Origin of the sequence: Janthinobacterium sp. ROICE36 (assembly GCF_002869965.1) — a bacterium.
Classification (GTDB): Bacteria; Pseudomonadota; Gammaproteobacteria; order Burkholderiales; family Burkholderiaceae_D; genus Janthinobacterium.
In genome coordinates this window covers 1-23199 of sequence record NZ_PEBS01000014.1, presented here as the reverse complement: position 1 = coordinate 23199, position 23199 = coordinate 1, and the positions used below count along the sequence as shown (strand labels likewise).

The 23199-nt window shown below is 62.2% G+C and carries 23 protein-coding genes and 5 tRNA genes; 13 read left to right on the top strand and 15 right to left on the bottom strand.

The genetic code is table 11. The features are described from left to right. Positions 1-118 precede the first annotated feature (118 nt). The 5 genes from CSZ94_RS08125 (at position 119) to CSZ94_RS08105 (ending at position 2818) form a co-directional block, all read left to right on the top strand. On the top strand, positions 119-328 hold the full coding sequence (locus tag CSZ94_RS08125; RefSeq protein WP_102121048.1) for a hypothetical protein: 210 nt from the start codon (positions 119-121) through the stop codon (positions 326-328). Positions 329-388: 60 nt separating this feature from the next. Further along, the gene (locus CSZ94_RS08120; protein WP_102121047.1) at positions 389-1237 is read left to right on the top strand and encodes a hypothetical protein; all 849 of its coding nucleotides are present in this window, start codon (positions 389-391) and stop codon (positions 1235-1237) included. A 58-nt stretch (positions 1238-1295) separates the two neighbouring features. After that, complete coding sequence (locus tag CSZ94_RS08115) at positions 1296-2474, top strand: methyltransferase (RefSeq protein WP_180977398.1); 1179 nt, start codon at positions 1296-1298, stop codon at positions 2472-2474. Between the two features lie 56 nt (positions 2475-2530). Further along, a tRNA-Met gene (locus CSZ94_RS08110) sits at positions 2531-2607 on the top strand. A gap of 134 nt (positions 2608-2741) precedes the next feature. Continuing rightward, positions 2742-2818, top strand: a tRNA-Met gene (locus tag CSZ94_RS08105). A gap of 65 nt (positions 2819-2883) precedes the next feature. Here the strand turns inward: CSZ94_RS08105 and CSZ94_RS08100 are convergent. Further along, positions 2884-3444, bottom strand: a complete 561-nt coding sequence (locus CSZ94_RS08100) for a hypothetical protein (protein ID WP_146009770.1) — start codon at positions 3442-3444, stop codon at positions 2884-2886. Between the two features lie 319 nt (positions 3445-3763). Here CSZ94_RS08100 and CSZ94_RS08095 point away from each other — a divergent pair, with 319 nt between their 5' ends. The 6 genes from CSZ94_RS08095 to dbpA all read left to right on the top strand — a co-directional run bounded on the left by CSZ94_RS08095 (position 3764) and on the right by dbpA (position 11649). Then, positions 3764-4282: a sigma-70 family RNA polymerase sigma factor gene (locus CSZ94_RS08095; protein WP_102121044.1), complete on the top strand. Its 519-nt coding sequence runs from the start codon at positions 3764-3766 to the stop codon at positions 4280-4282. Position 4283: 1 nt separating this feature from the next. After that, positions 4284-5288 carry a FecR domain-containing protein gene (locus CSZ94_RS08090; RefSeq protein ID WP_146009769.1) on the top strand — a complete coding sequence of 335 codons (1005 nt, stop codon included), beginning with the start codon at positions 4284-4286 and terminating at the stop codon, positions 5286-5288. A 101-nt stretch (positions 5289-5389) separates the two neighbouring features. Continuing rightward, positions 5390-7879: a TonB-dependent siderophore receptor gene (locus CSZ94_RS08085; RefSeq protein ID WP_180977397.1), complete on the top strand. Its 2490-nt coding sequence runs from the start codon at positions 5390-5392 to the stop codon at positions 7877-7879. 123 nt (positions 7880-8002) lie between these two features. Beyond that, a complete protein-coding gene (locus CSZ94_RS08080) occupies positions 8003-9667 on the top strand; it encodes an acid phosphatase (RefSeq protein ID WP_102121042.1) in 1665 nt (554 codons plus the stop codon). 205 nt (positions 9668-9872) lie between these two features. Beyond that, a complete protein-coding gene (locus CSZ94_RS08075) occupies positions 9873-10109 on the top strand; it encodes a hypothetical protein (protein WP_102121041.1) in 237 nt (78 codons plus the stop codon). A gap of 112 nt (positions 10110-10221) precedes the next feature. Beyond that, positions 10222-11649, top strand: coding sequence for an ATP-dependent RNA helicase DbpA (dbpA, locus tag CSZ94_RS08070; RefSeq protein ID WP_102121040.1), 1428 nt, complete (start codon positions 10222-10224; stop codon positions 11647-11649). Here the strand turns inward: dbpA and CSZ94_RS08065 are convergent. From CSZ94_RS08065 to CSZ94_RS08050, 4 genes are all read right to left on the bottom strand, one after another. Further along, entirely contained in the window at positions 11636-11881 is a 246-nt protein-coding gene (locus tag CSZ94_RS08065; protein WP_102121039.1) for a hypothetical protein, read from the bottom strand. The two genes, dbpA and CSZ94_RS08065, sit on opposite strands and share 14 nt — an antisense overlap. Beyond that, positions 11874-12374: a hypothetical protein gene (locus CSZ94_RS08060; RefSeq protein ID WP_146009768.1), complete on the bottom strand. Its 501-nt coding sequence runs from the start codon at positions 12372-12374 to the stop codon at positions 11874-11876. Before CSZ94_RS08060 ends, CSZ94_RS08065 begins: the two co-directional genes overlap by 8 nt. Beyond that, positions 12371-13747: a cysteine--tRNA ligase gene (cysS, locus tag CSZ94_RS08055; protein WP_102121037.1), complete on the bottom strand. Its 1377-nt coding sequence runs from the start codon at positions 13745-13747 to the stop codon at positions 12371-12373. Before cysS ends, CSZ94_RS08060 begins: the two co-directional genes overlap by 4 nt. A 235-nt stretch (positions 13748-13982) precedes the next feature. Further along, positions 13983-15224, bottom strand: coding sequence for an MFS transporter (locus tag CSZ94_RS08050; protein WP_102121036.1), 1242 nt, complete (start codon positions 15222-15224; stop codon positions 13983-13985). A gap of 138 nt (positions 15225-15362) precedes the next feature. On the opposite strand from CSZ94_RS08050, the gene CSZ94_RS08045 reads away from it, so the two are divergent. Beyond that, on the top strand, positions 15363-16193 hold the full coding sequence (locus CSZ94_RS08045; protein WP_102121035.1) for an AraC family transcriptional regulator: 831 nt from the start codon (positions 15363-15365) through the stop codon (positions 16191-16193). 44 nt (positions 16194-16237) lie between these two features. On the opposite strand, the gene aqpZ is transcribed toward CSZ94_RS08045, so the two are convergent. From aqpZ to CSZ94_RS07995, 10 genes are all read right to left on the bottom strand, one after another. Then, a complete protein-coding gene (gene aqpZ / locus CSZ94_RS08040) occupies positions 16238-16927 on the bottom strand; it encodes an aquaporin Z (protein WP_102121034.1) in 690 nt (229 codons plus the stop codon). A 220-nt stretch (positions 16928-17147) separates the two neighbouring features. Beyond that, a complete protein-coding gene (locus CSZ94_RS08035; protein WP_102121033.1) occupies positions 17148-17558 on the bottom strand; it encodes a GNAT family N-acetyltransferase in 411 nt (136 codons plus the stop codon). Beyond that, the gene (locus CSZ94_RS08030; RefSeq protein WP_180977396.1) at positions 17558-18016 is read right to left on the bottom strand and encodes an Ivy family c-type lysozyme inhibitor; all 459 of its coding nucleotides are present in this window, start codon (positions 18014-18016) and stop codon (positions 17558-17560) included. Before CSZ94_RS08030 ends, CSZ94_RS08035 begins: the two co-directional genes overlap by 1 nt. Before the next feature lie 65 nt (positions 18017-18081). Then, the gene (locus CSZ94_RS08025; protein ID WP_146009767.1) at positions 18082-18492 is read right to left on the bottom strand and encodes a hypothetical protein; all 411 of its coding nucleotides are present in this window, start codon (positions 18490-18492) and stop codon (positions 18082-18084) included. Positions 18493-18523: 31 nt separating this feature from the next. Then, positions 18524-19666 (bottom strand): amidase family protein, encoded by a 1143-nt coding sequence (locus tag CSZ94_RS08020; RefSeq protein ID WP_258000838.1) that lies wholly within the window; start codon positions 19664-19666, stop codon positions 18524-18526. Positions 19667-19869: 203 nt separating this feature from the next. Continuing rightward, positions 19870-20445, bottom strand: coding sequence for an elongation factor P (locus CSZ94_RS08015; RefSeq protein ID WP_100876390.1), 576 nt, complete (start codon positions 20443-20445; stop codon positions 19870-19872). A 135-nt stretch (positions 20446-20580) separates the two neighbouring features. Further along, positions 20581-21750 (bottom strand): elongation factor P maturation arginine rhamnosyltransferase EarP, encoded by a 1170-nt coding sequence (gene earP / locus CSZ94_RS08010; RefSeq protein WP_102121090.1) that lies wholly within the window; start codon positions 21748-21750, stop codon positions 20581-20583. Between the two features lie 101 nt (positions 21751-21851). Next, a tRNA-Glu gene (locus CSZ94_RS08005) sits at positions 21852-21927 on the bottom strand. Between the two features lie 55 nt (positions 21928-21982). Then, positions 21983-22058, bottom strand: a tRNA-Glu gene (locus CSZ94_RS08000). 120 nt (positions 22059-22178) lie between these two features. Next, positions 22179-22254, bottom strand: a tRNA-Glu gene (locus tag CSZ94_RS07995). 473 nt (positions 22255-22727) lie between these two features. Here CSZ94_RS07995 and CSZ94_RS27575 point away from each other — a divergent pair. Then, entirely contained in the window at positions 22728-23096 is a 369-nt protein-coding gene (locus CSZ94_RS27575; protein WP_146009766.1) for a hypothetical protein, read from the top strand. Positions 23097-23199 lie beyond the last annotated feature (103 nt).

Genomic DNA, 23199 nt, shown 5'->3' with positions numbered 1-23199 from the left:
GATACAGTTGACCTGCGCGTGGCGCAGATGCAACAAGGTGTAACGATGGCCGGAGTGCGTTAAAATCGCCGCCTTCGCGCAGGTACCGCCTACGCCCCGCAACAGTTCAAGGAAACCCATGAAAGCCGCCCGCAGCCTCACCTTCAAGTGCGTAAAATGTTACAAATCCATGCAGGTCTACCTGCAAAAAGTCTCCGCCTGCTCGCATATCCAGCCCTATCAGGGCATTTGCGCATGCGGCGAACTCAAGCGCCACGCCACGGGCCAGGCCGATGCCGTCCAGTCCTACCTGGAGTCGGCAGACGGTAACTGGGCACACCACCACTAATGGTTAAAGAATGGGAAGATATTGCCGTTAATTTGCATATCTTCCCCATTTGAACCGACCATGTCCCAGCTTCCCGCCCTTGCCAGCCGTCAACCCGCAGCGAATACGCTGGCGGGCCAGCATCCGTCCCGCACGGGCAGCGGCGCCACGGGGCTGGCCGGCTCGCCCCTGATGCAGCGCACGGCGCAAGACCTGGTGGCCCTGTCGAAAAACGGCCTGGACCTGTCGGCCAAGGGGCTGGAACAGCGCACAGATGCGCTGGGCAACGCCACCGTCGACGTGGCGCAGGATTTTCTGACCAATATGACACGCCAGCTCTTCGGCGACGGCGCCAGCATCGCCTTCGATTCGGTCGACCTGCAGGCCGGCTCCAGCTTCAGCAGCGGTAGCGCCAGCGTCTCGGGCACCAAAGGCAGCAGCCGCGCGGCCGCCTTCAGCCTCGATGAAAACGCGCATTTCATCGGCAAGGGCAAGATCACCACGGCCGATGGCCAGACCTTCGACTTCGAGCTGGAAGTGCAATATCAATCGAACATCAGCGCGGGTGCATTGGCGCAAACGCAAGACGATGCGCAGGAAGTCGCGCCATCCGATGACGCCGCCCTGCCCGCCAAAGAGTTGCCCGCGACAAACTTCGCCGGCAATCTGCACGACCTGTTCAAGCTGCTGGGCCAGCAATTGCAAAACAGCATCTTCAATCAACAATCCGATGGCGCCAGCGCCAACGGCAAGGATGGCGACCTGGCGGGCAGCCTGAGCTTGCGTTTGCTCAAGCTGGTGCAGCCTGACAATACCGCCGAGACCGGCAAGAAAGCAGTGGAAACCACGCCCGAAGACCAAGCGCGCGCCCGCGCGCTGGCACTCGCCTATGGCACGGACACCGCTGACAGCACGGCCAGCGACGTATAATGGAAGACGGCCTGCGCAGGCGACCATGCCGCGCGCCCCCTTCTATCGATTGAATCCCATGTCCGACACCTCTTCACCCACCGTTCATCCGCAGATCCACTGGAGCGAAAACGGCGCCGAGCATTCGGCCCGCTGGCGCTCGGAAAGCGGCATGCCGCCGCCCAAGCGCGTCGTCATCGCCGATGACCGCACGACGGCCGACCAGGCTTACCGCCTGGCCTGCGAAGGCACGGCCATGCTGTGGCGCGGCGACTTCCAGAACGCGCGCCAATTGCTGCAGGCGCTGGCGCGGCGCGCCGACCACAAAAACGACAAACCCAGCAAAAAGGCCAAGGCCGCCAAGCTGGCGCAACCGGAACCATCGGCCACGCAAGCCTTCCACCTGCACCGCCAGGCCCAGTCGCAACGCGCCCGCACCCTGGCCATGCTGCTGCTGCCCTTCGATGCCGATTACACGATACCGTTGCGCCGCGCGCCGGACGTGAAACTGGCTTGCAATGAAGCGTATGGCCGCGGCGAAGAGCCGTTCGTCGCCTCCCTGCGCGAACTGCTGGGCCTGATCGGCGCGCACGAATGGCGCCGCACGGGCGTGGAACTGCCGGCCCTGGGCCAGCGCATCCACCCCCATTACGGCGTATTCGCGCCTATCCGCGGCGAATACGTGGGTCTGGTGGCCGACGCGCCCCTGCCCCCGCGCGCCAACCTGGCCTTCGACATCGGCACCGGCACGGGCGTGCTGGCCGCCGTGCTGGCGCAGCGCGGCATCGACCGCATCGTCGCCACCGACCAGGACCCGCGCGCCCTGTCCTGCGCGCGCGAAAACATGGCACGCCTCGATCTCCTCGACAAAGTCGATGTGGTGCAGGCCGACCTGTTCCCTGCGGGACGCGCGCCGCTGGTCGTGTGCAATCCGCCATGGCTGCCGGCCCGCCCAAGCTCGCCCATCGAATACGCCGTCTACGATCCGGACAGCCGCATGCTGCGCGGTTTCCTCGCCGGCCTGGCCGATCACCTGGAAGCAGCCGGCGAAGGCTGGCTGCTCCTGTCGGACCTGGCCGAGCACCTGGGCCTGCGCCCGCGCGCGCAATTGCTGGAATGGATAGCGCAAGCGGGCTTGAAAGTGGTCGACCGCCTGGACGTGAAACCCACGCACCCGCGCGCGCAAGATGCCACGGACAGCCTGCATGCGGCCCGCTCGAAGGAAATCACGTCGCTGTGGCGCCTGGCGGCAGCCTGATCCCATCTCTGCTGCAAGGCCATTGCGCATTGCAGCAAACCCGGCTATAATTCGCCTGCGGGGTGGAGCAGTCTGGCAGCTCGTCGGGCTCATAACCCGAAGGTCACAGGTTCAAATCCTGTCCCCGCAACCAGACACATGAAAGCCGCTGATTCCTGCAAAGGAATCAGCGGCTTTTTCCATTGCGTCGCAGCATGTCAATGACCATCGTGCAGACCAAATGCCATTCACTCTTTCGCAATGCAGCAAACTGGTATATAATTCGCCTGCGGGGTGGAGCAGTCTGGCAGCTCGTCGGGCTCATAACCCGAAGGTCACAGGTTCAAATCCTGTCCCCGCAACCAATACCTGAAAACCGCTGATTCCTGCAAGGGATTCAGCGGTTTTTTCATTCCAGGCCTGAGCCGCTTTATGCGGCGACACTAGCCCTGATCTGCCTGGCCGCCGCATGCAGGCTGGCCGCCACTCTTTCCAGCTTGTCGGCGCCCGCCGTTTCAGCCAGGGCGGCAAAGGCGCTGATATGAAAGGTGGCCACCATCGCCGGCGACACTTCAAACTCCAGCGCGGTCTGGCTCAATTCCGTCGACGCCTCGAGGTAAGGCTCGCTGCCCGCCTCGAAGGCCTGCTTGGTTTCCAGCAATTCCTGGCCACCTTCCGCCTTGGCCAGGCAAGCGTCGACCTTTTGCTGGAAGGCCGGGAAGGTATCGCGCACGGGCCCGGCGTCCGGCGCGACTTCTGGCTCCGGTGGCGCAGGAGCGGCATGCGCAGGTTTGTCCGCCATCGGCATCTCACGCAGGGTGAGCCAGCGCTCGACGGCGAGAAAGTCGGCAAACGGCTCGGCCACCTTGGGATTCATCAACCAGACCTCGCCGGTGCGCCAGTCAATCCGGGCGCCGCGCTCATTTCTCGCCAACAAAATATCCTTGCCACCATCGGCATTCGAGACCCGGCCGATGTCGAGCCAGTTCATCAGTTCCGCCTGGCGCGACATCGCGTTGACCCGATGAAAAAAGGCCAACCATAAAAATATGGCGACCAAAAGAACCAGGACACCGCCAACCATCCACATCATTTTTGCGCTCCGCACCACATCGACAGCCCACATTTTCTCACATGAAAGCTTGCGCCAAGGAAACTTTTACATCTGCCGTGCGCAGGCACAAAGCCACGGCCGCGCGGCCCGGGCCCACAGTCGCATTTCAACAACGCCACGTTTTCCTGATTGCCTGGCGTGCGCCGCTGCGTTATTATGAGAACAATTCTCATTTAGATTAAGACCTCCTGTACGCATGCTGTCCTCCCCTTGCCCTCCGTCCGATTTCCAGGCCCTGTATGCCGAGCACCACGCTTGGCTGTTGCACTGGCTGAAGCGGCGTCTGCACGACGCGGGGCTGGCAGGCGACCTGGCGCAAGATACCTTCCTCAATATCTTCCTTGCGCGCAGCAGTGCCGGGATCAAGCAGCCGCGCCCCTTCCTGGCCACCATCGCCAAGCGCCTGCTGGCCAATCACTGCCGGCGCGAAGAGCTGGAACGGGCCTACCTCGACGCCCTGCGGCATCAGCCGCAAGCCTGCGCGCCCTCGCCGGAAGCGATGTCCATCCTGCTCGAATCGCTGCAACGGATCGACCGCGCGCTGGACCAGCTCTCCGCCAAGGCCAGGGCCGCCTTCCTGCTGGCCCACCTGGACGGCATGAGCTACGCCGAGATCGCCGCCGAACTGGGCACGACCACGCATTCCGTCAAAAAATACCTGAGCAAGGGCAATTTGCTGTGCTTTTTTGCCGTGCCCGATTTTGCCGCAGCCTGACGTGCGCACCGCCACCGTGTATGCGCTGGGCCAGCCCATCGACCTGGCCATCGCCATGCAGGCAGCCGAATGGCTGACTACCCTGATGAGCGGCGAAACGACCCCGGCGGAAAAATCGGCCTGGCAGCAGTGGCGCCAGGCGCACCCCGACCATGAACGCGCGTGGAAACACATCGAAAGCGCCAGCGGCGGCTTGCTGGAACTCGATGCGCAAGCGTGCCGCACGGCGCTGGCACGGCGTCCTGCCGCGTCCATCTCGCGGCGCAACAGCTTGCAACTGCTGGCATGGGTATCGACCATCGGCATCACGGGCTGGTTCGGCGCGCACTCGCCCTACGCCCCCGACATGGCCCGCGCCGCACTGGCCGACATTGCCACGGGCGTGGGCGAGCGCCGCGAGCTGACCCTGCCCGACGGCAGCCGTTTGCACCTGAATGGCAGCAGCGCCGTGAACATCCGCTTCAGCGGCACGCAACGGCTGCTGCAACTGGTGCAGGGCGAAATCTTCATCGCCACCGCCCGCGAAACAGGCATGCCCTACCGCCCCTTCCTGGTCGACACCGCGCAAGGCCAGGCGCAGGCGCTGGGCACGCGCTACTCGGTGCGCCGGGCGGACGACAACACCCTGGTCGCCGTCGAAGAAGGCGCCGTGCGGCTGACGCCGCGCCATGGCGACGGCAACCGCGTGATCCAGGCGGGCCAGGGCGGCGGCATGACGGCGCGGCAGCTCTTGCCCGCGCACGCCGTCTCGCCCGATATCTGGGCCTGGCGCCAGGGCTTGCTGCTGGCCGACGCCATGCCGCTGCGCGACTTCCTGCATGAATTGAGCCGCTACCGCCACGGCTTGCTGGGCTGCGACGACGCCGTCGCCGGCCTGCGCATTTCCGGCGTCTTCCCGCTGGCCGACCTGGATGCCGTGCTGCTGTCGCTGCCCGACTCCCTGCCGGTGGACGTGCGCCTGCGCACGCGCTACTGGGTGCAACTGGAAGCGCGCCGGCAGCGCTGAAGATTTATTTTGACGCCAGCGCAAAAAAAAGTACCCGTTTCCATTTCTCGCGTGACCTGTGTAGGCAACGTTCTTTTTGACGACTACACCACAAGGTAACCATGTCTCTTGCCATTCATTCCAAGCCGCGCATCAAGCGCATGGCGTATGCCATCGAACTCGTCTTCATCGGTTCGGCCCTGCTGCTGGCCGCCCAGGCGCCAGCCATGGCGCAGGAAAGCGCGCCAGCGGCCAGCCTTGACTTCCAGGTGCCGGCCGGCGACCTGGCGGCGGCGCTGCGCCAGGTCGCCAGCCAGTCCAGGGTCATCCTCAGCTTCACGCCCGAACAGACGCGCGGCAAGACGTCGGCGGGCCTCACGGGCCGCCACGATGTGCTGGCCGCCCTGAACGGCGTGCTGCGCGGCACGGGCCTGAAGGCCGAGCGCAGCGCCAACGGCAGCTTTGTCCTGCGCCCGGCCGATACGGCGGCGGATGGCGAAGCGCTGTCCATGATGCCGGAAGTGTCGGTCAAGGCGCAGCAGGATGCCACCGAAGGCACGGACGCGTATGTCTCCACCCTGCCGATCGCCACGGCCACGCCGCTGGGCCTGTCGATCCGGCAAACGCCGCAGTCGGTCAGCGTCATCACCCAGCAGCGCATGCAGGACCAGGGCTTGAACACCATCGCGCAAGTGATGGCGCAAACGCCGGGCATCACCCTGTTCTCGCTGGGCAGCGAGCGCTCCGGCTTTACTTCGCGTGGCTATGCGATCACCAATTACCAGCTCGATGGCGTCAGCACGCATTCGGAAAACCTGGGCCTCAATGCGATACCGTCGCAAAGCCTGGCCGACATGGCGCTGTACGAGCGCATCGAAGTGCTGCGCGGCGCCTCGGGCCTGATGACGGGCGCGGGCGATGCCTCGGGGGCCATCAACATGGTGCGCAAGAAGCCGACCGCGCAGTTCCAGGCGGCCGTCGAGGGCGAACTGGCTTCCCGCAACGAACGGCGCGGCATGGCCGACATTGCCGGCCCGCTCAACGAGGCGCGCACCGTGCGTGGCCGCCTGGTGGCGCTGTACGAAGAAGCCGACAGCATCATCGACAACTACAGCCACGAAAAAAAAGTCGTGTATGGCGTGGTCGAGGCGGACCTGTCACGCGACACGAAGCTGACAGCCGGCGTCACGCACCAACGCAAGCGTTCGAACGGCTCGCTGTCCTACCTGGGCTTCCCGCTGTTCTACAGCAATGGCGTGATGACGAAGCTGCCACGCTCCTTCAGCCCGGCGGCCACGTCGAATCGCTTCGGCAGCAATTCGACCGACCTCTTCGCCACCCTGGAACACGCGCTGGCAAACGACTGGAAGCTGAAAATCTCGGCCAACCGCGTGCAGTCCTCGCAAGAAGAGCGCTCGGTGTTCATGAACGTGAGTAGCGCCTTTCCCGACCAGGCCACGGGCGCTGGCCTGCGCATGAGCGCCGACTACCGCGATTACCAGCTCCAGGTCAACAGCGTGGACGTCAACGTGCGCGGCCCGTTCAGCGCGTTCGGCCGCCAGCACGAACTGGTGCTGGGCATGGACTACAACGAATTTCAAAGCACGACCGATGGCCGCTTCGACAAGAACATCCAGGGGCAGCCCGTCAACCTGTACCGCTGGAATCGCATGGCAACGCCCGTGTTTGGCGATACTTTCGTCACCTACGACAGCACGCGCCGCCAGGCCAGCGCGTATGCCGCCACGCGCCTCAACCTTTCAGAGCGCCTGAAACTGATCGCCGGCGCCAAGGTGCTGCGCTACAGCGAAAACTACATCTCGGACGCACCCACCGTGCCATTTTATAGCGCATCGCCAGCCTCGGACAGCAGCGTCTTCACGCCGTACGGCGGCCTGGTGTACGACATCGACGCCACGCATAGCGCCTACGCCAGCTACTCCACCATCTACCAGCCGCAAGCCTCGCAAGACCGCTACGGCAAGCTGCTGGCGCCGCGCGAAGGCAAGACCTATGAAGCGGGAGTCAAGAGCGGCTGGTTCGATGGCCGCCTGAACACGTCCGCCGCGCTGTATCTGATCCGCCAGAAAAACCTGGCTGAAACCGATCCTGGCTACACCCTGCCCGGCTCCAACGATCCGGCGTTCCGCACCATCAAGGGCGCCGATACCAAGGGCATCGACCTGGAAGCGACGGGCGCCATCACGCCAAGTTGGAATATATCAGCCTCGTGGTCGTACAGCCAGACGGAAAACAATGCCGGCAAGGCGATCCAGACCACCTTCCCGCGCCACCTGGTGAAGCTGTGGACCACTTATCGGCTGCCCGGCGAACTGCATCGCCTGACGGTGGGCGGCGGCATGAACTGGCAAAGCCGCGTGTATTCCGACATCGAGGCGTGGCAGATCAACAGTACCCTGCACTGGGAACAGAAGGCGTACTCGGTGGCCAGCCTGATGGCGCGCTACGACGTCAACGACAAGCTGTCGGCCACCGTCAACGTGGCCAACCTGTTCGACAAGCAGTACACGGCTTCCGTGTCGGACTGGTGGTACTCGGGCATGTATGGTCCGGCGTGCAAGGTGGCGCTGAAGGTCCGCTACCAGTTCTAAGTCCAGGGCCGGGCTGAATATTTCACACTGGCGCAGGGCCGGTGATACAATTTTCCCGCTTCACGAGTGTCGATGGCCCGCGCCACCGGCACTCGTGCCCACAGAGACACCCAAGGAGAATGTGTGAAGGACCTCGCCCCCGCCCTGCCAGCCGACCCTGCCGACCAACCCGCCAATCCATCGCGCCGGCGCATTTTCCAGGCCGCTTCCGCAGTCGGCCTGGCCGCCAGCCTGCCGGCGCTGGCCGACGCCGCGCCAGCCAGAAAGACCATCGCCAAGGGCTCGCTCGACGCGAAACTCAAGGCGCACGTCAAGAACGTGGTCGTGATCTACCTGGAAAACCGCAGCTTCAACAACCTGTTTGCCAATTTCCCCGGCACCAGCGCGCCCCTGTCCGCCGTCACGGCAGAACAGGCGCAGCAGCTGGACCGTAACGGCAAGCCGCTGGCCACCCTGCCGAAGATCTGGGGCGGCCTGGTGCCGAACCAGCAAAATATCGGCGGCATCGATTACCTGATCAAGGAAGAGCAGATTTCCGGCCTGCCTAACGCGCCCTACAAATTGAGCGACGCGGCCGGCAAGCCCCTGCCCGAGAGCATCATCACGCGCGACCTGGTGCACCGCTTCTATAACAACCAGATGCAGATCAACGGCGGCAAGAACGACGGCTTTGCCGCGTGGGCCGACAGCGGCGGCCTGGTAATGGGCCATTACGGCGAAACGTCGAAAAACCTGAACCTGTGGCAGATCGCCGAGCAATACACCTTGTGCGACAACTTCTTCATGGCGGCCTTCGGCGGCTCCTACATGAACCACCAGTTCCTCGTCACGGGCCGCGCCAACGAATATTTCAACGCCTCCGAGACGGCGGCGAAGAAAAAGATCGCCGTGCTGTCCGACGGCCCGCAAGGCGTGCGCCTGGCGATCTCGCCCGAGTGCCCCCCTTCCGCGCTCGATGGCAAGCCAAAATACGTCAACGACGGCGCCCTCACGCCGGACGGCTATGCTGTCAACACCATGGCGCCGCCGTACCAGCCCAGCTATGTCCGCCCCGCCTTTGACGGCGACCCGCTGCATGCCGACCCGGCCGACGCGAATACCCTGCCGCCGCAAACCTACGACACCATCGGCGACCTGCTGTCGCGCAAGGGCGTCAGCTGGGCGTGGTATGGCGGCGGCTGGCAAGCGGCGCTCGACCAGAAGGGCGGCGGCAGCAAGCCGAATTTCCAGTTCCACCACCAGCCGCTGAACTACTTCAAGCAGTTCGCCCCTGGCACGGCGGCGCGCGCCGAGCACCTGCGCGATGGCGGCACGGGCGACAGCCCGATCTCGAACAAATTCCTGGCCGCCGCCGTGGCAGGCAAGTTGCCCGCCGTGACCTTCTACAAGCCGCAAGGGAATCTGAACCTGCACGCTGGCTACTCGGATATCGAATCGGGCGACCAGCACGTGGCCAACGTCATCCAGCATCTGAAGGAATCGCCGCAGTGGAAAGACATGATCGTGGTGATCACATTTGACGAAAACGGCGGCTGGTGGGATCACGTGGCGCCGCCAAAGGGCGACCGCTGGGGTCCGGGCACGCGCATTCCCGCCATCGTCATCTCGCCGTACGCGAAAAAAGGCGCCGTCGACCACAGCTTCTACGACACCACGTCGATCCTGCGCCTGATCACACGCCTGCACGACTTGCCGCTGCTCGAAGGCCTGAAAGTGCGCAATGACGCGTTCGCGTCACGCGGCGCGCTGCCGCCGGGCGACTTGACTGGCGCCTTGAGCTTCCGCTAAGCCTCCCACAGTGCGGCACGCCTGTGATACACTGCGTGCCGCACTTAAATCCGCAGGTCAGGTATTGCTGACGGTTGTTCCAACAATGAGCCCGACTCCCGTAGCCGGGCTTTTGTTTTGTGGATGAAGTTAAAGCGTATAGACATTGGCTGGCAGCACCTTGCCTGCCCCTTGGCTTTCGCAGGCCAAGGACAGAGGTTAGTAAATGAGAGATAAAAAAGACAACGCCACCATCGACTTGCCCGGCTTCGGCCAGTTGCCCGCGCACGAAGCGCCCGAGCCGGCGCCGGAGCCACAGCGCCGCGCGCGCGCGCGCAAGGTGGCGCTGAAGCAGGTGCAGCTCGAATTGCTGGAGCCGACCGATGCCACGGGCCTTCCCGTGTGGACACGCGACGCCGGCCTTGACCTCACCGGCTTGCCCATCTGGGCGCCTGACAATTAATACACCACGCGGGCGGCCGTTTGCCGCCAGCTTCCACACCACCATCCGCACAAGGGCGTAGAACGCCTGTAGACTGTGCCCATCCACCCGCTTTTTACCGGCTCCGCCCCCTATGAACACCACCACTACCACCACCAATTCTTTTTCCAGCCTGCCGCTGACGCCCGCCTTTTTGGCCAACCTGGACTCGCTTGGCTATCACGAGATGACCACCATCCAGGCGCAAAGCCTGCCGGCGGTGCTCGATGGCCGCGACCTGATCGCCCAGGCAAAAACGGGCAGCGGCAAGACCGCCGCCTTCGGCATCGGCATCCTGCACAAGCTCAATCCGGCCTGGTTTGCCGTGCAGGGCCTGGTGCTGTGCCCCACGCGCGAACTGGCCGACCAGGTGGCCAATGAATTGCGCCGCCTGGCGCGCGCGGCCGGCAACATCAAGATCCTGACCCTGACGGGCGGCGCGCCGATGCGCCCGCAAATCGCCTCGCTGGAACACGGCGCCCACATCGTCGTCGGCACGCCGGGCCGCATGCGCGACCATCTGGGCCGCGGCACCATCAACCTGAACCACGTGCAAACCTTGGTGCTCGATGAAGCGGACCGCATGACGGACATGGGCTTTTACGAGGAAATCGCCGGCATCGTCAGCGCCTGCCCCGCGCGCCGCCAGACCCTGCTGTTCTCGGCCACGTATCCGGAAGACATCCGCCGCGCCACGGCATCGTTCCTCGTCAATCCGCTGGAAGTGACGGTCGAGGCGCAGCACGACAACGACAAGATCGAGCAGCGCTTCTATGAAATCGGCTTCGACGAACGCAATAGCGCCGTCGGCAAGCTATTGAAACACTTCAAGCCGGAATCCACGCTGGCCTTCTGCAACACCAAGGTGCATTGCCGCGAACTGGCCGAGGAACTGCGCCAGCAAGGCTTTTCCGCGCTGGCCCTGTATGGCGAGCTGGAACAGCGCGAGCGCGATGAAATCCTGGTGCTGTTTGCCAACCGCAGCTGCTCCGTGCTGGTGGCCACCGACGTGGCCGCGCGCGGGCTCGATATTTCCGACCTGGGCGCCGTGATCAACGTGGACGTGTCGAAAGACACGGAAGTGCACATCCACCGCATCGGCCGCACTGGCCGCGGCAGCAAGAAGGGCCTGGCCCTGTCGCTGTGCGCGCCAAATGAAAAGAAATGGGTCAAGCTGATCGAGCAGTACCAGAACAGCGCCGCCGAATGGCACGACCTGAAGGAACTGGCGGAAGATGACGGTATGGAAGCGCTGCCGGCGCCGATGGTCACCCTGTGCATCATGGGCGGCAAGAAGGACAAGCTGCGCCCGGGCGACTTGCTGGGCGCGCTGACGGGCGACGCAGGCCTGACCAAGGAGCAAGTGGGCAAGATCAACGTATTCGAGTTCATGACCTACGTGGCACTCGATCGCAAGGTCGCAGAAGCAGCCTTCAAGCGCCTCAACGCCGGTAACTCCTTGGGCCGCGACTTCGGCAACATCAAGGGCCGCAGCTTCAAGATGCGCTTTATCGAGGCGTAAGCATCGCCAATGTGCGCAGGGCCGCCATGGCCCTGCATCCCGGATAATCCTCCCATGCGCGATAGCGCCTGCGGTAGTAGCAGTTCCAGTAACTGATGGCGCGCCGCCGCAGCGTGGCGAGATACGCGCAATTCTCCCGCAGGTAGCGCGCCAGCGCTTGCGCATTCCAGGCCGGCAGCAGCTGCGCCAGGGTGGCGGCCAATGCCGCCGGTAAGGCATCCGCTTCAGCCATCGCGCCCCTCCTGGCAAACCTTGCGCACGCCGAATGCAGGTTTATCCATCTTTTCAAACATCACATTCGAATACCATTCAGCAGGATCGCCTTCGGTCGGCTTGCCCAGCGAGATATAGTAGCCGCCATGCGCAAACAGGTACAGATATTCGACCAGCGCACCACCATCAGCCAGGCGCGTGACGGCGGCCGTCGCGGCATCGACCTCAGCGCCAAAGCGGCACAAGGTGCCGCCGCTGTAGGCGAAATCGATGATGGTCGCAGGCGCGCACGCCTGCCGCTCGCGGTCGATGCCGATGGGCGGCAGCGCGCGCACTTGCGCCTGCAGCGCCTCGCCCGACGTAGCCAGGACGGGGAAGCCGGGACACTTACTGGCCGCCTGGGCAGACGAGAAGGCAAGACAAAAACTCAATAACAGCACGCTACGCTTCACGGCATCTCCCGCGTTCATCAGGCGGACATTATGCCCCGCCGGCACGCATAAGGCACTCACAAGGCGCGCGCCTGCTGGCCCTGCGGCGTATCGTCGATGTCATAGCCGGCCGCACGCGCCAGTGCGCGCAAGCGGTCAGCCTCGGCCCACTGCCGCTGCGCGCGGGCCAGCGCCCTTTCTGCCATCCAGGCCTGCACCTGCTGCGGCACGTCCACCTGCGCCGGTTGCCAGGCCAGCAGATCGAGTCCCAACGCTGCATCGAAGCGGGCCAGGGTCGCCTTTTTCACGCCATCCGCCAGCCCGCTTTTCAGCAGTTCCCAGGCCACGGCCAGCGCGCGCGGATAATTGAGGTCATCGTTGATGCACGCCGTAAAACGCGCCAGCCACGCCGGATCGGCATCGCTGTCCGCCTCACCCAGGCCTTGCACTGCCACGCGCAGGCGCGCCAGGCCGCTGGCGGCGGCGCGCAGGGCGTCGTCCGTAAAATTGAGGCTGCTGCGGTAATGGGCGCCCAGGCACAGGTAGCGGTAGGCGAGCGGATCGAGGCCCTGCTCCACCAGGCTTTGCAGGCGCAAAAAATCAGCCGAGGATTTCGACATCTTCGCATCCTGCGTCTTGAGGAAAGCGCCGTGCAGCCAGAAATTGGCCAGGCGCGTGCCGTGGCGTGCCTGCGTTTGCGCGATCTCGTTGCTGTGGTGGACAGCCACGTGGTCTTCGCCGCCGCAATGGATGTCGAAATACGTGCCCAGGTGCTTTTCCGCCATGGCCGAGCATTCGATGTGCCACCCTGGAAAACCCAGGCCCCAGGGGCTGTCCCACTCCATCTGGCGCTGGCCCGGCACGCCGCTGAACTTCCACAGTGCGAAGTCGCAGATATCGCGCTTCTCGCCCAGATCCACCCGCTTGCCCGCCTGCAGGCCATCGCGCTTCAGGCGCGCCAGCTTGCCATAATCGTCCTGGCGCGTGGTGTCGAAATAGATGCCGTCGTCCGTGCGGTAGGTATCGCCCTTGGCTTCCAGGTCGCCGATGAACGCGATCTGTTCCGCGATATGGTCGGTGGCGCGGCACCAGACGGTGGGCGGCAGGATATTGAGCTGGCGCAAATCGTCTTCAAACGCGCGCGTGAAGGCGGCGGCGATGTCCCAGGCCGACTCGCCGCTGCGCCGGCTGCGCGCTTCGACCTTGTCGTCACCGCTGTCCGCATCCGACGTCAAGTGGCCCACGTCCGTGATATTCATCACATGGCGTACCTGCAAGCCGTTGAATTCAAGCGCGCGGCGCAAGCCGTCGACGAACAGATAGGTGCGCAGGTTGCCGATGTGCGCGTAATCGTAGACGGTGGGGCCGCAGACGTACAGGCCCGCCTGGCCCGGAGCGATGGGTTCGAAGGGCCGCAGGCTGCGGCTATACGTATCGTACAAATGGAGTGTCATGCGGACTTTCATTAGCGCTGCGGAAAAAGAAAATGGCCACAGGTTTTTCAACACTGTGGCCATCGAATGAGGAGTAAAACGTTACCGGCGCGTAGCCGCATCCTCACGGGGCCAGGCGCACGGACACAGCGCAGCAGCGGCGCCGGATGCAAAAACTGGAGGGAGGATGAAAGTGCTCATGGGACAAATATCGCACGCGCGCGGGCAGGCCGTCAAGCCCTCCCGCGCAGCACGCTTATTTTTTCGCCTGCTCGATATGCGGCAGCAGCACCGTCAGGATACCCAGCAACGGCAGGAAAGAGCAGATTGTATACACATAGGCGATGCCCGACACGTCAGCCAGGTGGCCCATGGCGGCGGCCGCGATGCCGGACACGCCGAACATCAGGCCAAAGAATATCCCCGCGATCATGCCCACCTTGCCCGGCACCAATTCCTGCGCAAAGACGACGATGGCAGAAAAAGCGGAGGAAATGACAAAACCGATGATCACCGTCAATACGGCCGTCCAGAACAGGTCGACATACGGCAGCAGCAGGGTGAACGGTGCGGCGCCCAGGATGGAAATCCAGATCACACGCTTGCGGCCGATGCGGTCGCCGATGGGGCCGCCCATGAAGGTGCCGGCGGCCACGGCGGCGAGGAACAGGAACAGGTACAACTGCGCCGCGCCGATGGACAGGTGGAACTTGTCGATCAGGTAAAAGGTGTAATAGCTCGACAAGCTGGCCATGTAAATGTACTTCGAGAACACCAGCAGGGCCAGCACGCCCAGCGCTTGCAACACCTTGTTGCGCGACAAGTTAGGCCCATGGCCGCCCGCCTTCGGCTTGAAGCTGGCCAGATGGCCGCTGTACCAGTGGCTGACCTTGTACAGCACGCCGATGGCCAGCACGGCCAGCAGACTGAACCAGGCGATATTGCCCTGGCCGCGGTTCACGATGACGGCGGCCGCCAGCAGCGGCCCCAGCGCAGAGCCCACATTGCCGCCCACCTGGAACAGCGACTGGGCAAAACCGTAGCGCCCGCCCGAGGCCATGCGCGCCACGCGCGACGCTTCCGGGTGGAAGGTCGAGGAACCGACACCGATCAGGCCTGAGGCGATCAAGAGGGTCGGGAAAGTCGAGACGATGGACAGCATCAGCACGCCGGCGAGCGTAAAACACATGCCGATGGGCAACAGGAATGGCAGCGGACGGCGGTCCGTGTACAAGCCGATCCAGGGCTGCAGCAGCGATGCCGTGCACTGGAACGTCAGGGTAATGAGGCCGACCTGGGTAAAACTGAGTGAAAACTCGGCTTTCAGCATCGGATAAATCGACGGCAACAAGGCCTGGATCAAGTCATTGAGCAAATGCACGAAGGCGACGGCGCCCAGGATGTGCATGGCCAGGCCAGATTGTTGTTGGGAACGATGAAGCGAGGGGGCCGCCGGCACGGACTTGGCCAGTGCTGGGGCAGGTGTGCTTGTGTGCATGTGTCATCCGCAATAATCGGGCACGGCGGGCGGCCCGGCAAAGAAGCCAGTATAGTATGGTCACTGAACTGATGACTTCCAATAATCGTCGCCTAAGTGACAACTAAGTGACAATTAAGTCACAATCCAACGGCCCACATGTACACCCACCAACCCGCCCAGACCCACCCCGACGGCGTACCCTTCAGCCGCAGCACCAGCTCGCACGATTACCAGCACGTGCTGCGGCCCGTGACGGCCATGTCCAGGCAATATGCGGCGGGTGACTACACGGCGCCGCACAGCCATGTGCGGGCACAACTGCTGTATGCGACACAAGGCGTGATGCGCGTCTCCACCGAGCATGGCGTGTGGATCTTGCCGCCCCGGCGCGCCCTGCTGATCCCCGTGGGCGTCGTGCATGAAGTCCATATCTTGAGCGAACTGAGCATGCGCACCGTGTATATCGATGCGCAAGTGGCGGTCCCGTATGGCGCCGATTGCAAGGTGCTGGAAGTGAGCCGCCTGCTGCGCGAGCTGATCCTGGCCTTGCTGGCCGAACCGATCGAATATGCGCTGGCGGGGCGCGGCGACTGGCTGGCGCACCTGATCCTGTCGGAACTGGCGGCGGCCGATACCGTGCCCATCGCCATACCCTGGCCCCGCGACCGCCGCCTGGTGGCCGTCTGCTCGGCCATCATGAGCGCCCCCGGCAGCCGGCGCAGCATCGAGGACTGGGCGCAGGATGCGGGCGCCAGCGCGCGCACCCTGATCCGTTTATTTCCCAAGGAAACGGGCTTGCACTACCGCCAATGGCTGCAGCAAGTCCACTTGGCCGAAGCATTCTGCCGGCTGGACCGGGGCGAAGGCGTGGCGACCATCGCCTATGCGCTGGGCTACGCCAGCCCCAGCGCCTTCAGCGCCATGTTCCGCCGCATCTTGGGCCGCACGCCGCAGCACTACCTGAGTGAGTGGCGCGCCGCCGAGTAAACGAAGAAAGCAGCCCGCAGGCTGCTTTCTTTACATGCTCAAACTTACTCTTTTTCGCCAGCAATCAAGCGATAAGCCAGCGCGCCCAGCAAGGCACCGATGATGGGTGCCAGCCAGAACAGCCACAATTGGCTGGTGGCCCAGTCGCCCACATACAAGGCCACGCCCGTGCTGCGGGCCGGATTGACGGAGGTATTGGTGACGGGGATGCTGATCAGGTGAATCAGGGTCAGCGCCAGGCCGATAGGCAGCGGGGCAAAACCGGCCGGGGCGCGCTTGTCGGTGGCACCCAGGATGACGATCAGGAAGAACATCGTCAGCACGATTTCAATCACCAGCGCCGACAGCATCGAATATCCGCCCGGCGAATGCGCGCCATAGCCGTTCGAGGCAAAGCCCTTGCTGACATCGAAACCGGCCTGCCCGCTGGCGATCACGTACAGCACGCCGCCGGCCACGATGGCGCCCAGCACTTGCGCGATGATGTATGGCAACAGTTGATTGGCGGGAAAGCGGCCACCGGCCCACAGGCCGATCGACACTGCAGGATTCAAATGGCAACCCGAGATATGGCCGATGGCGTAGGCCATGGTCAGCACCGTCAAGCCAAACGCCAGTGCCACGCCCGCAAAACCGATGCCAAGGCCAGGAAAGGCAGCGGCGAGTACGGCGCTGCCGCAACCGCCCAGCACCAACCAGAACGTGCCGAGGAACTCGGCTCCATATTGTTTCATGATGTATTCCTTTTCAGTGACAAGAAAACGTGCCAGGGACGACCAATCGGACCGCTCACCACCTTTGCCTTCGTCCAGGGGCGACGGCAAAGTACAGCACCAGCAACGCAGCACAATCTGCAGAGCGCGAATAATGACATGGCTTCATTATCAATGCAACACTATTACGTGCAAATATATAAATAGTTCTCTTGACACTAAAAGGTTTTTTTGACAATTTCTACGGCGCGGGGCGGCGCATGTATTTTTGCGGCCCCTCCAGAGCTGCAAAACCAAAGCTCGCATACAGCGCATGCGCGTCATCGGTCGCCAGCATCCAGCCGACATCGCGCAAGCGTGCATCGCCGAGTACGGCGGCCAGCAACTGCTTGCCATAGCCGCGCCCCTGGTATTGCGGCAGCACAAACACGTCGCGCAGGTAGGCAAAATCCGTGTAATCGGTGACGCCCCTGGCGAACGCCACTTGTTGGTCATCCACATAGCCGCCGAAACACAGCGCGTTGGCGATTCCCTTGTGCACCGTTTCCATCGCCACGCCGCGCTTCCAGTACGACTGCTCGCTCAGGTAGCGGTGGATCATGGGCACGTCCAGTTCGTCGCGCTCGCTGGAAATGTGCAGTGGCGCGCGCATCAGTTCTTGAACAGCAGGTCGGCTTCGGCGATGCTGGGCTCGCCGAAGTACACGGTGCGCAAGCCGCCCTTGGCATCGCTGCCCATATACACGCCCGTCATGCTGCGCGCGACCGGGTCGTACAGGATGGTGTAGTGGTGGCCGCAATTGTGCGGTTCGCAAACACTGCTGAGCAGGCGCGCCTTGCCGTCGATCTCGACGGGCTTGAGCGGGCTGGCCACGCCATCGGGCACCCAGCGCTGGCGCTTCAGGCCGGCCTTTTTCAAGCCCACATTGAAGGCCTTGCGAAAGGCGTAGTCCGCCTTGTAGACGTCGGGGAAATACGGGCAGGTGTGGCCACCGTCGCAGCTTTGCGCCTGTTCAATGAGCGACAGCCTGGGCGTTCGCGCTTGCGCCGGCATGGCGGCCAGCGCCACGGCGGCGGCCAGGAACAGGGGGAAGAGCAAACGTGCGGACATGCAATCTCCTAAAAGCATTCAGTAATGGCGGCAGCATAGCAGAATGGCGTGCTTGCACACCGGCATCAAGGAGAGCAACGGATGCCGACGACCCCGTTGACCTTGCCTTCCGGCCAGCCCGTCTCGCGCCAGCGGTACACGCCGGGCGCGACGATGATCAACTGCCATTCCACCAGCTTGCCAGCGTCATTGAGGCGAGTTTCATTGTCATAGCGCAAAGTCAGGCTGCGCTCCGTCTCTGCCACCACCATCGCGGCAAAGCGGTTGGTTTCACCCAGCTTGCTTTTCCAGGTGCGGTCATTGAAGATCGCCAGCCGCTGATGGTCGTCAGACAGCTGCATGCGCGTAAAATGCCGCGCTTCTTCGCAAACACTACTGGTATTCACGCTGTCGGACCAGCTGCCGGACAGTTGCGCGGCATCAAAAGGAGTCGGGGTGGCGGCCACGGCCGCACTCAACAGCAAGGTTGCAAGCATAGTTTATCGAAAGAAAAAAGTATCATCATGGTCAACGCAGCGCCTGCGTGATGCTGGACGGCAATGCGGGTGTGCGCCGGTGCAAGGTCGCCTGCTCATAGGCATAGGCCATCGCAATGAGCGGCATTTCGCCGTGGGCAGGGCCGATGAAGGACAAACCGATGGGCAAGCCCCCAACCATGCCGGCGGGCACCGTGATATGCGGCAAGGTGGACTGCCCCTGCGCTACCCCATGGCATGTGGGCCCCACCAGCGCATCGAGCCCATGCAAGCACAGCAACGCTGCGATGCCGCCAGGCTCGGACGCGGGCGGCGGCTCGATCAGCTCCGCACCCTGTTCGCGCAGCACCAGCAATGCCTGCTCGATCACGGCATCGGTCCCGGCACACTGGCCGAACAGGTGGCGCGCCACGCCGATGCGGCGCCCATGCAAGCCGGCAACATCGAGCACCATGCCATCGGCCAGGCGCTCGCCGGTCAGGGCCGCGAGCAGCCAGGCAGCCTCGCGCACGCTGGGCGCCATCGGTCCTGCCGTGGCTGGCTCGCTGCCCTGCCCACTGGCAACCCTGCCCGTGGGTTTGATGGCAACCAGGCCGCACGTCGAGGCGGGCGCGACAATGGAGCCGTCCGCCGCGCTGTCCACGGCCAGGATGGTCAGGCCGGCCCAGCTGGCACTGGCATGCGGCACGCTGACGGCGGCCCATTGGCGCAAATTGCTTTTGCCGATGATGACGGCGCCGGCCGCGCGCAAGCGCGCCGCGACAAAGGAATCACAGCTGGCATGCGTGGCCAACGGCGCCTGCGTGCGCGTCTTCATGCGGTCGCCCGTGGCGATATTGTCGCGCAAGACGACGGGGATGCCATGCAAGGGGCCGCGCACCTTGTGCACTTGCCTTTCTCGATCCATTTCCAGGGCAATTTTCAGCGCATCTGGATTGATTTCAATGCCGGGATAGGCGCGCGCGCCGATGCTGCACAGGGAACGGATGCGCCCCAGGTACTGCGACGTCAGCGCATGCGAACTGAGTTTGCCTGCCTGCATCATCTGCTGTTGCGGCAAGACGCCGGCATCGAGCAAATGGGCCATGGGGCTGGCTGGCGCCGTGGCACGGGCCAATACGGGACGCGTCACGCCCCGAGGCGCGCCATTGCGTAACATCTGACTGCGCTGCATGGTATCTCCAAGAAACTTCAATGTTTCTACCGTAATAATGCTCTATCCACAGCATAGCAGTCCTTGCAACACAATTGTTGTTGAAGGGAATTTTTTAAGCAAAAAAAACGCCGCCCGAAGGCAGCGTTTCTTGATGGTCAAGCACTGGGGCAAGCCAGGCCGGCGTTTGCCGGGCCGTGCGAGCAGCGCAGCGTGACGATCTATCAGTTGCGTACGACACGCTTGTATTCGTTGGTACGGGTGTCGATTTCGATGACGTCGTCCTGTGCCACGAACAGCGGCACTTGCACGATGTGGCGGTGCGCGTCGATGGCGTTTTCGATCTTGGCTTCTTTCAGGACGTTGCCCGAAGTGTTGCCCTTGACTGCAGGCTCCGAGTACACCACTTGACGGGCGATGGTCGTAGGCAGTTCAACGGAGATGGCTTTGCCGTCGTAGAAAATGGCTTCGCATTCCATGCCATCCTTCAGGTAATGCAGTGCATCGCCCAGGTTCTCTTCTTCGATTTCATACTGGTTGTACTCGGTGTCCATGAAGACGAACAGCGGGTCGGCGAAGTACGAATACGTCACTGGCTTTTTATCCAGAACAACAACGTCAAACTTGTCGTCGCCGCGGAACACGTTTTCCATCGGGGTGTTCGTCAGAAGATTTTTCATCTTCCATTTATAGGTGAAGCCCGTGCGGCTCGAACCGTTGACATCAGAACGCAACACGATCATAGGCTTGCTGTCGACCATGATGATATTGCCAACACGAATTTCTTTTGCGGGTTTCATAGGAATGTACGTAAAAAGTGGGTTGCATGAAGACCATCTGCCGCCTGTGCGCCATCAGCGCCGCAAGCTTGCGTTTGATCGGTTAAAAATACGTTAGAAATAACCGGGCATTTTACCTTAATTTTTGGCAAGCGCCTATCTCGTCGCGCCTGCGAATGCCAGCAAGTTACTTGCCAGATCGCCATTGGACTGCATCTGCCGCTGCCAGGCCTGCGCGCGCGCGCTGATGCGCGGCAGATCGGCCTGCAAGGCGGGCCACAGCTGCGTCCACGGCAAAGCGTCCGCGCTGGCGCCATTCCAGGCCAGCGCTGCCTGCACCAGGCCGGCTATCGGCCCATCCGCGTCTGCCGCATAGCGCTGCAAGAAGGCGCGCAATTTCAGGTGGTGCAAGTTTTCATCCTGCAAGTAGATATGCCAGAGAAAAGGCCGGCCGGCCCATTGCGCCCGCACGAAGGAATCCTCGCCGCGCACGAGATTGACATCGCAGGCCCACAGCAGGCGGTCGTAATCGTCTTGCGGCACGAAAGGCAGCACGCGCACGGTCAGCACGCCACGCGTGCGCGCCGCACCAGCCATCGCTGTATCGTCGCCGATAAACGCTTGAACGGCATCGAACGCGACGCCTTCCGGCACCAGGCACGTCACGGGCTCGCTACCCGTCTGCCACGCGCCAAACAACTCGGCGACGGGCGCGGACGGGTAGCAGAACAGCGATACTTTCAAAGCAGACATTTCCGCCGCCGTCACGCCGAACCGCCCCAGGAATGCCCCCATGGCAGCCGCATCAGCCTGGAACGCCAGCCGCTGCTCGTCGAGCGCCGCTTCGCGCAGCAAGCCGCCCGTTTTATTGGTGAAGCCGGGAAAGAAGAAATGCTTGATCATGCCATGGCGCGGCGACGTCAATGCATGGCAGCCCTCGACCCACTCTTCCGCCGTCAAGCCTTCCAGGTTCAGCCACACCGGCTGCGGCGCGCACTGCGCCATGGCGGCGATGTAGCCAGGCGGAATGTCACAGGCAAAAAACTCGATGACGATATCGGCGATATCGGCAGTTGAAAACACGCCATCCTGGCTGCGCCAGTGACGGATCATGACGCCGGACACTTGCTGCGCCTCGGCATCCACGTCGATGGCGGGGCAAATGCGCTGAAAACTCAGCAAATCGTCGACCCATAAGGTCACGGCCACGGCGTGCTCGCCGTTCAACTGCCGCGCCAGGCGCCAGCAAATGCCGATATCACCGAAGTTGTCGACGACTTTACAGAAGATAGCCAGAGATGGTGCACGATCGCTAGATAATGGCATGAGCAGGCAAAAAATGAAGGGAAAAACGTTGGCGTGCCGCAAAATAACAAAAAAGCCGCGCTGTTACCAGGCGGCTTTGTTGTTGGCTGATTCAGCCGGTCTGGCGTCCCCAAGGGGATTCGAACCCCTGTACTCACCGTGAAAGGGTGATGTCCTAGGCCTCTAGACGATGGGGACAGAAAATCTGTCCTGAATGCGCTACCCTGCATCCCGACCTGTTACTACGCGAATCTGGCGTCCCCAAGGGGATTCGAACCCCTGTACTCACCGTGAAAGGGTGATGTCCTAGGCCTCTAGACGATGGGGACAGAAATCTGTCCTGAATGCACCACTTTGCATCCTGACCCGGTACCGCAGCAATTTCAGAAACAAAAAAAGCCTGACTTGTCAGGCCCATTCAGCACTGCACTTACTTTACAACTAAATCCTGGCGTCCCCAAGGGGATTCGAACCCCTGTACTCACCGTGAAAGGGTGATGTCCTAGGCCTCTAGACGATGGGGACCTGTGCTGGCTTTACTCTCAGCGGACTCTTCGTTGAAGGCTTTGCTTAGCCCCTCAAAAAAGCGTGCGCGAAGTTTAACACGAAGCGATTCACGAAATCAACTGCTGGCCTTCTTATTTTCCACCTTACTTCAATCATTGCCACTCTAACAAGGAACAATGGCAACAGAACAGAGATACCACTTCACAAACCCACTCACAACTGAGAATCCATTGCTACAATAGCAATCCTGGCATCCTCTTTTTTGACAGACCGGAGCACTTATGCGGGATGGGCAAGCATCAACACTGTCTGACGATGCACATGCAAAGCCTTAAAACAAAATTCATAAGACTCAGAAGGCTCACAATACCCACCATCATCACTGAAACGCCGCCAACACAAAGCTAACACCATTGCCTACTGCATATAAATTCCAAATACAGTTTTCTACGTTACCGATCCAGCCCATCAAATAACCAGGAATCAGGCAAATGACCAACGACCCGCTGAAACACCCTCGCGCGGAACTAGCAGCCGCATCGAGAGCAATTGTTTCAATGCAAAACGCAAAAACAATGGATGAGTTCGAGTCGGACTGGCGCGGATTTCTAAATTGCCTAGAGAAGATATGGCAAAAGGTAGAACGAAGCTGCCAACCAATGCGAAACAAGTTCGAACCATGGCAGGGCACATACCATGGCTTGCGAAAAAAAGATATGCTCCTCCGCTACCTAAAACAGGCACGTGACGCTGACAATCACTCCATCCAAGATGTGGCAAAAATTCAGCCAGGCTCCAGGGGATATAGATTTATAAACCCCAATGGAGGCTACATCGGGGGTGTACTGAATTCTGTGTAAACGGTTTTTCGTTTAAGTCTGCGGTACCCGGTCTTCAAACTGGATGGCGAAGCGGTTCAGTGCCGCTTTCCAGTCCCGTATTGGCATCGTCCACTTCTTGCTA